We start from the raw sequence: 6,430 nt of genomic DNA on the forward strand, positions 1-6,430 counted from the left end.
CTTAAGGAAGTCGTAGAGCGAAGTAAATCTATGGTCCGCCCCAGATTTGCAACCGCATGTGCGTGAAGACAGGTTGGCTTGCCTAAATCTATCCGGCGTCGTTGGTTAGGGCTGAGCCCCGCGCCATGATGAAGTTCGCGCCTGCAGCTCCCATAAAGTTGTGCGGCTCTTTAAGCCCCTTTACTTCCCGGGTTTTTCGCAGGCCGGTGTGCTGTTTCTGTCATCAGTGTCAGGCGTCGCAAAAGCCGAGGTGAGAGGTGGCCGCGCAAATTCGGACAGTCGGGTAAGTGGAATGCCCGGGGCCTGAGCCAGCGATAATGTAGGCAAAGGAACCGGAAAGATGACGAAGAGAACCCGACGGACGCACTCTGCGGCGTTCAAAGCGAAAGTGGCCCTGGCGGCGTTCATGGGCGAGCGCACGCTGGCCGAACTGGCGCAGCAGTTCGATGTGCACCCGAACCGGATCACGGAGTGGAAGCGGCAACTGCAGGAGCGTGCGGCGGATGTGTTCGGCGTGGCCGCTCCACCGTCGAACGAGCCGCCGGTGGACGTGAAAACGCTGCACGCGAAGATCGGACAGTTGACGCTGGAGAACGATTTTTTGTCAGGAGCGCTCGGCAAAGCCGGACTGCTGAGCGCAAAGCGATGATTGACCGTACGCATGCGCTGCCGGTTTCGCGACAGACGCGACTGGTTGGCATCGCGAGATCGAGCGCGTATTACCGGGCGCAGCCAGTGAGCGAGGCGGATCAGTTGCTGATGCGGCGAATCGACGAGCTGCACATGGAGTTTCCATTTGCCGGGGCACGGATGCTGGCGCGCCTGCTGCGCCGGGAAGGTCATGGGGTGGGTCGGCGTTGCGTACGCACACTGATGAAGCGCATGGGTGTCGAGGCGCTGTACTGCAAGCCGAACACGAGCCGACGCAACGCACAGCACAAGATCTGGCTGTACCTGCTGCGCGGCATGAAGATCGACCGTGCCAATCAGGTGTTCGCCCTCGACACGACGTACATTCCGATGGCGCGCGGCTTCGTGTACCTGACGGCGGTGGTGGACTGGGCGAGCCGTAAGATTCTCGCGCACCGGGTTGCCATCACGCTGGAAGCCACGCATGCCGTCGAGGCACTGGAAGAAGCGTTCGCTCGCTACGGGCTGCCGGACATCGTGAACACCGATCAGGGTAGTTGCTTTAGCGCGAAACCTCGCGAGCGCCAAGTTGCTGGGGATCTCGAATAGTGCGTAACCCATGAAGGTCAGCCCAACTCCAATCCCGAAGATCTGCGTGCTTAAACCCACTTCTCGGTTCATAGAAAGTGCAGCAAACGCGATATTTCCCCGGTCAAGTACGGAAACGAAATAGAGAGCGCACAAATACCACATTACGCGCCGCCCAATCTTCTTGATCAGTCGTTTAAGCTCATCCGGAACCTGTTCGTGTGAACGAGGTGACGCATCTGAGATAATCGAATCGTTAATTGATGTCATAGTATTCTCAATATATCGAATGGTGAAAGGCGGCTGATACGTTCAGAAGCGATGACGCAAGCCAGCGACTACGACGAGCTGGTTGCGCTTGCCCATACCTGCAGGACCGATCCCATTAATCGCGGCTTCAGAAGCGTCACCTGCCGCTCGCTGATAAATCACCGAACCGTGGAGGTCCGTTCGCTTAGAAAGAAGGTAGGAGGCACCGAGATCAACCTGATGCCATCTTGGTTTGTCTCCGGTTGCAAATTGCGTGGCCCCTGTGCCACCATATCCGGAACCGTCTGTGTATATATAGCCAGCTCCTAGCATAAAGGCTGGCGTCAAATAGCAGGTTCCGTTCACCTCATAGTTAGCGACGCGCAGGCCCTCTCCGCCTTTGTAGTCCAGAAGTGTATTCGTGAAGATAAATGCTAGTTGCACGGTTCCGATCGTATATCCCGCTCCAGCGGCATACGTGTCTTGACTTCGGACGAAGCCGGCATTGAAAAAGATACTCGTCGACGCGGAGTACTCGTTGCCGATTGCCCCCCCCGGGTTGGTAGCGGTCGCAATGCCCGCCGATGGATTTGATAGGTGAAGGTACGCCACTCGAAGCTGCAGACCGCCCCTGTCGTACTTTGCACCGAGCCCGTTTGCGCTATTGTTTGCAAATCCGGTGCCGTCAGATCCGGAGGCTTGATTGCTAAACGCATAAAGCGCTCCGACCGTAAGGCCGTCGATTGGTGAGATCTGGTACTTGATGCTATTGTTCAACCGGAAAAGGGTCCATGTCTCATCAACGGCGCCAATATGTGATCCGTAGATCGTTCCAAATCTCGACCACGCTACCAATGGTGCAAGATAGCTGAATACCATGTCATATTGTCGACCCAAGGTCAGCGTTCCTGCCCGAGGACTGGTCATGCCGATCCACGCCTCTCGCCCCCACAGACGGCCTCCTTGGGAGAGCGTGCCGTCGATCGCGCTGAAGCCGTTTTCCAGTTTGAAGATCGCCCTAAGTCCTCCTCCTAGGTCCTCACTACCAGTAAGCCCCCATTGGTCTCCAGTACCCTCAGCCGTAACCATTGAGTAGCGGCGAGAACCAATCCTGCCAAGGCCGGGCGCGACCGTGTTCACGTAAGCTAAACCCGTATCTATTACACCATATAACGTAACGGAGCTTTGGGCGTTGGCGGCGCCTGCTGCCAATCCAATGCATGTTAACAGCAAAATCGTTGGTGATTTCATGTGTCTCCTCGTTGAGGTCTATATTAAGAATGTTTTTGCGTTTTATACCGTTATCCTAATCAATTACCAGAATAGGATTTACCCTCAAATTCAAAAGCCTCCGATCGAGCGTGTCCACACGACTGATTGTTGATATTTGTCCACTGTGCCCGACCCAATACATCGTCTTGCCGAACGCGAGCATGTGCAATGGATTTAACATATTTAAAATTTGCGGCGCTACAGCATGTTTGGCATCGGTGCGTTCCACTGCCAGTATTTCTCGCCGCATGTCGATTCGCAGCCGATTGTTTAACATAATTAAACGAATTGACTATGTTTGAATGGCGCTCGATCATTGACCAGCGCGAGTCGATGACGCGCCCGTCCGAGCAAAAGCGCCGCAGTCTCCACCGTCGCGCCGAGATCGGACTGGCATGAGGAAAACGTGAGGAAGCTGATGGAACTGCAAGGTTTCCGCAACGCGCACCGCGAATACCTGCTGCTGACCGATAACGACCTCGCGAACCTGCCGCTGGACTGGTTGCCGGAGAAGTGGGAGCGCGCGGTGTTCCCGCACGGCCGGGACAGCCGGATGCTGCACCGCCGGTTCTTCGAGCTGGGTGTCTTCAGCCAGATCATGCGGGAACTCAATTCCGGCGACCTTAACCGCCGGCCGATTGAGCCATCCGCAGTACCGCCAACCGAAACCGCGCCTTTCGTTTCGGTCCACCGAACACGCATTTCGGCGGAGTGAACAGCCGTTTCGGCGGGCTGAACACCGATTTCGGGAAGATGAACACGCGTTTCGGAGCGCCGAACACCGATTCCGGAATTCCCCGAAACCGTTCGACTTCAAGCGAAACGGCTGTTCACCTTCCTCCGGAAACCCTGTTCGACTTCAACCGAAATCCGTGTTCGGCTTCGCCGAAATACGCACAATGATTGGGCCAAAGCAGCATCAACCCACCCCCACAGTCCCGATCGTCAACGCGAAAGCGTCGCGTCTATAAGCGGGTTTTCCCTAGGGATGTTTTCCCGTATTTCGATGGTCCAACCATTGAATAAATTCACGATGCCGCGTACTCTGTGGCCGTCAATTGAAATTCGGCTCTTCAGTGTCCCCTCGACCGATCCATCGCGACACGATGAGAAATAGGTCACGCGCGAATCCAATCTGACCGGATTGATCGTCTTGCTGCTAGGAAATGATAGGCAGTCGAGGAGTTCGACGCTGTTTTGACTGGAAGGTCAGTAGCGCAGTTGAAATCTTGCTTCATCTGACAAAAAAGTACCAAATTAAATAATATTAGTTATACGAAATATATGTTTGGATGATCGCTTTTGCTTAAAACGCGTTTATGCGACGCGCCAACGGAGGAGACGGAAGATGTACAAGAAAGTAAGCTTGAAACGCAGCAAGATTTCGGTGGGTATAGCCGCCATGTTTGGGGCTGGGGTCGCACATGCCCAGAGCAGCGTGACCCTCTATGGCCTGGTCGATGCAGGACTGCTCTATACCAGCAAGACTTTAAATATGGAAACAGGTGGGAATGCTGGAAAACAGTTCTCCCTTATTGATTCCGGCTACTCGCCCTCTCAGTTCGGATTGATGGGAACGGAGGACCTCGGCGGGGGTGTCAAGGCAGAATTCAAGCTCGAAAGTGGTATCAGCGTCGCTAACGGGGGAGTTGGTATCTCAAACGGCAACTTTTTTGGTCGACAAGCTTGGATTGCGTTGACGAGCAGCGCTGGTGAGGTCAAGGCTGGTTTGCAGTTCTCGCCGTTTTTCCTCGCGCTCTATCGCCTCGATCCACGCGATGCATCGCTATTTGGTAGTTCGCCTATCATGTACGTTGGCAATGTGGCAGCGACAGGCATCTCCAATTCGAACGCGCTGTCGTACACAAGCCCCGTGATTGGTGGGTTCCAAGGAAGCGTCTTGTATGCACTTGGGGGCGAAGCCGGGAACTTCGCCGCTGGGCGGCAATATTCCGCTGATCTGAAATACGATAACGGAAGCTTGTTGGTCGATGCCGCGTTCTACAACGGGAACGCCGGAGGCACTGCTCAGACACCCCAGCCCACCACAGTTGAGTTCTTCGGACGAATGCTTGGAATTTCATACAAGTTCGGGAAGGTCACTGCGAAGGCGTCGTTTGCAAGCTATAAGGTAGCGGGTTCTTTTAGCAGTAACGTCTACGGGGGCGGATTGGACTATTTCGTGCTGCCCCAGCTCGACTTGAACGGTGGGGTCTGGTTCACAAGCGACCGCAATAATACGTCTAACCACTCAGTCATGGGGTCACTTGGGGCGCAGTATCTCCTTTCGAAGGCGACGGCTATCTACGGACAGGTTGGGGTTGTGGACAACCACGGCGCAATGAACACCGTATTGTCCATCAGCGGTGCAACAATGGGCGTCCAAGGAACGACGGTAGGCGCGGTGGTAGGTGTGCGCCATAGCTTCTAGTTCCCTGATTACACTTGCCATCTAAAAATCATCCGAAAAAAAGGAAGAAGAGCTAAGAGGCCAGTTCAAGTGCGACGCGTGTCGCCGTCCGCCGGACGTAAATCGGCAACGTAGTGGATGGCAAAGCTCTTCTCTGCCTTGTCACATTCAACAACCTGTAGATCGGAGATTGAAGCTGTGACCTGCTGTACGACCAGCAGTTGCCTACCCGGACGTGCGCGACTGGTAACGGTCGGGTTCGAAGCTCCGGGAACAACGTACCCTCTCTATGGGCGGTTCACCCGGGCGACCGGGCAGGGATCGACACTGCCAGCAGCCGTGCGGTGTGGGGGCCAGGCAAGTTCCGCATGCACAACATATGTGAACTGTTGACTTAAACCTCGTTAGTCTCGAAGAGCCAAAGCTGCTGAAAGGCTCTGACCAAAATGGTGGATGGCCGGTTGCATCGTAAGCGTGTCGCCGGCACCGTCTCGACGTTGTGAATGAATGTTGCCAGAGTAGGCCCCACCAAACGGAGTAGCGGGGACCACAGTGTCAACAGAAGCACCGAAGAGAACTTCACGCAAAGGCATCCCGAATCACCCCATCGAATTTCGACGGAAACTCGCCAAGCTGGCCTGCGAACCGGGTGTATCCGTAGCGCGCCTGGCGATGGAACACGGGGTGAACACGAACTTGCTATTCAAATGGCGTCGAGCGTTGCGCGCCGGCGAATACGATCCGGTGGGATTGTTGCCGGTCACAGTGGAAGTGGCAGCGCCACAGATCGAGCGGCCGACTCCGACCGTGACGCCGACGCCGGTGATCGGCGCTGCCGCGATGGGCGCCATCGAGATCAACGTAGGCAAGACTCGCGTGCGAATCGAGGGCTCGCCCAACGAGGCCACGTTACGACTGGTGCTGAAAATGTTGCGCGGCGCATCGGAATCGGCAGCATGATCGGGCTGCCTAGCCGCACAAAGATCTGGCTGGCTGCGGGTGTGACCGACATGCGTTCGGGCTTCAACAGCTTGGCCGCGAAGGTTCAGACGGTACTTGAACGCGATCCCTTCAGCGGCCACGTGTTCGTGTTCCGAGGCAAGCGCGGCGATTTGGTCAAAGTGCTGTGGTGGACCGGCGACGGCATGTGTCTTCTGATGAACTATCTGGTTTCATACTACAACTCCTTCTGTCGAATCGGAGGGTTTTGATTTCTTTGTCGCCGACGCCGCCGCGGCCCGGTCAACGAGGCGATCCCATCGACTGCAATGTTTCATCGGC

Annotated in this window: 4 protein-coding genes and 2 pseudogenes; 5 read left to right on the forward strand and 1 reads right to left on the reverse strand. The window is 55.7% G+C overall.

Annotated features, from left to right (window positions below):
• Positions 1–340: 340 nt before the first annotated feature.
• Positions 341–1,200 (forward strand): annotated as a pseudogene (locus C9I57_RS33505) (IS3 family transposase); the annotation flags it as partial.
• 330 nt (positions 1,201–1,530) lie between these two features.
• Here the strand turns inward: C9I57_RS33505 and C9I57_RS30265 are convergent.
• Positions 1,531–2,718 carry a porin gene (locus C9I57_RS30265; RefSeq protein WP_107154209.1) on the reverse strand — a complete coding sequence of 396 codons (1,188 nt, stop codon included), beginning with the start codon at positions 2,716–2,718 and terminating at the stop codon, positions 1,531–1,533.
• A gap of 454 nt (positions 2,719–3,172) precedes the next feature.
• Here C9I57_RS30265 and C9I57_RS30270 point away from each other — a divergent pair.
• The 4 genes and pseudogenes from C9I57_RS30270 to tnpB form a co-directional block, all read left to right on the forward strand.
• Positions 3,173–3,364: pseudogene (locus C9I57_RS30270) on the forward strand (hypothetical protein); the annotation flags it as partial.
• 723 nt (positions 3,365–4,087) lie between these two features.
• A complete protein-coding gene (locus C9I57_RS30280; protein ID WP_181322010.1) occupies positions 4,088–5,170 on the forward strand; it encodes a porin in 1,083 nt (360 codons plus the stop codon).
• A 531-nt stretch (positions 5,171–5,701) separates the two neighbouring features.
• The gene (gene tnpA / locus C9I57_RS30285; RefSeq protein ID WP_107154211.1) at positions 5,702–6,109 is read left to right on the forward strand and encodes an IS66-like element accessory protein TnpA; all 408 of its coding nucleotides are present in this window, start codon (positions 5,702–5,704) and stop codon (positions 6,107–6,109) included.
• On the forward strand, positions 6,106–6,360 hold the full coding sequence (gene tnpB, locus C9I57_RS30290) for an IS66 family insertion sequence element accessory protein TnpB (protein ID WP_107154212.1): 255 nt from the start codon (positions 6,106–6,108) through the stop codon (positions 6,358–6,360). The genes tnpA and tnpB overlap by 4 nt, the downstream gene beginning before the upstream one ends.
• Positions 6,361–6,430: the final 70 nt, after the last annotated feature.

It is taken from the genome of Trinickia symbiotica, from assembly GCF_003028655.1.
Taxonomy (GTDB): Bacteria; Pseudomonadota; Gammaproteobacteria; order Burkholderiales; family Burkholderiaceae; genus Trinickia; species Trinickia symbiotica_A.